Annotated in this window: 1 protein-coding gene; it reads right to left on the reverse strand. The window is 76.3% G+C overall.

Annotated elements, in window-relative coordinates; genetic code table 11:
- Positions 1-20: 20 nt before the first annotated feature.
- Positions 21-1457, reverse strand: coding sequence for a bifunctional ADP-dependent NAD(P)H-hydrate dehydratase/NAD(P)H-hydrate epimerase (locus AOK17_RS47670; protein ID WP_055618836.1), 1437 nt, complete (start codon positions 1455-1457; stop codon positions 21-23).
- Between the last annotated feature and the right edge of the window lie 82 nt (positions 1458-1539).

The raw sequence follows: 1539 nt of genomic DNA on the forward strand, positions 1-1539 counted from the left end.
GGAGGGGGCGGGGGAGCGGCTCAGCCCTCCATGACGTCCCGCCAGGCCTCCCGTACCGCGTCGGCCACGTCGTACGCCCCCACGGGCGCCCCGTCCGCCGCGAACCGTCCGGCCAGCCCGTGGAGATACGCCCCCACGCTGCCGGCGTCGAGCGCCCCGAGCCCGGAGGCGAGCAGCGACCCGGTCAGCCCCGACAGCACGTCCCCGCTCCCGGCGGTGGCGAGCCAGGCGGTACCGGTGGAATTCACGCGCACGGGCCCACCCCCCCTGTCGGCCACGAGGGTGGTGGACCCCTTGAGCAGCACGGTCGCCCCGTACGCCGCCGCGAGTTCCCGTACGGAGGCCAGCCGGGCCCCCTCGACCTCGTCCCGCGAGACACCGAGCAGCGCGGCGGCTTCACCGGCGTGCGGCGTGAGCAGCGTGGGCGCACTCCGGGCCCGTACGACATCGCGCTCCGCGAGCCGCAGCCCATCGGCATCGACAAGAACCGGCACATCGCTCTTGAGCACGGCCGCCACGGAATCGGCGTCGTCGCCGACTCCCGGCCCCGCGACCCAGGCCTGCACGCGCCCGGCCCGCTCGGGCGAACCGTTCGACACCAACGTCTCCGGGAACCGCGCGATCACCGCGTCCCCCGCGGGCCCGACGTACCGTACGGCTCCGGCCCCGCCCCGCAAGGCCCCGGCGACCGCCAGCACGGCCGCTCCGGGATACCGGGCGGACCCGGCCACGATCCCCACGACCCCGCGCCGGTACTTGTCGCTCTCCGCCCCGGGCACGGGCAGCAGGGCCGCCACGTCGGCGTGCTGCAGGGCCTCCAGCTCGGCCTCGCCGGGCAACGAGAGCCCGATGTCGACGAGCCGCACGGACCCGGCGTACTCCTTCGCGGGGTCGACCAGCAGCCCGGGCTTGTGCGTCCCGAAGGTCACGGTCAGATCGGCCCGCACGGCGGCGCCCCGCACCTCCCCACTGTCGGCCTCGACGCCACTGGGCAGGTCCACGGCCACGACGGCGGCGCGGGACTCGCGGGCCAGGTCCGCGAGGGGGGCGGCGTCCGGCCTTAGTCCGCCCTTCCCGCCGATGCCGACGATGCCGTCGACGACGAGGTCGGCGCGACGGATCGGTGCCTCGGCCGCGTCCGCCCCGCGCACGGCGGTGCCACCGGCCCGGCGCAGGGCCGCGAGCCCACCACTGTGGGTCCTGTCGGGCGCGAGCAGCACGGCTACGACGCCCGCGCCGCGGCGGGCCAGCCGGGCCCCGGCGTAGAGGGCATCGCCGCCGTTGTCGCCGCTGCCGACCAGCAGGACGACCCGGCTTCCGTACACCCGCCCCAGCAACTCGGCGCAGGCCGCGGCGAGTCCGGCTGCGGCCCGTTGCATCAACGCCCCGTCCGGCAGCCGTGCCATCAGCTCCCGCTCGGCGATCCTCACCGTCTCCACGCTGTACGCAGTACGCATACCCCGAGTCTCCCCCACGGGGCCCTCCGGGGGTTGGTGGTGACATGGTGCGGGCCCGCTGTTGCTGGTCGCGCAGTTCCCC

This window comes from Streptomyces phaeochromogenes (assembly GCF_001418655.1).
GTDB classification, from domain to species: domain Bacteria; phylum Actinomycetota; class Actinomycetes; order Streptomycetales; family Streptomycetaceae; genus Streptomyces; species Streptomyces phaeochromogenes.

What these genes read in the sequence shown, in the direction of transcription:
- AOK17_RS47670 (WP_055618836.1), bottom strand. Translation starts at nt 1,457, where the DNA reads ATGCGTACTGCGTACAGCGTGGAGACGGTGAGGATCGCCGAGCGGGAG.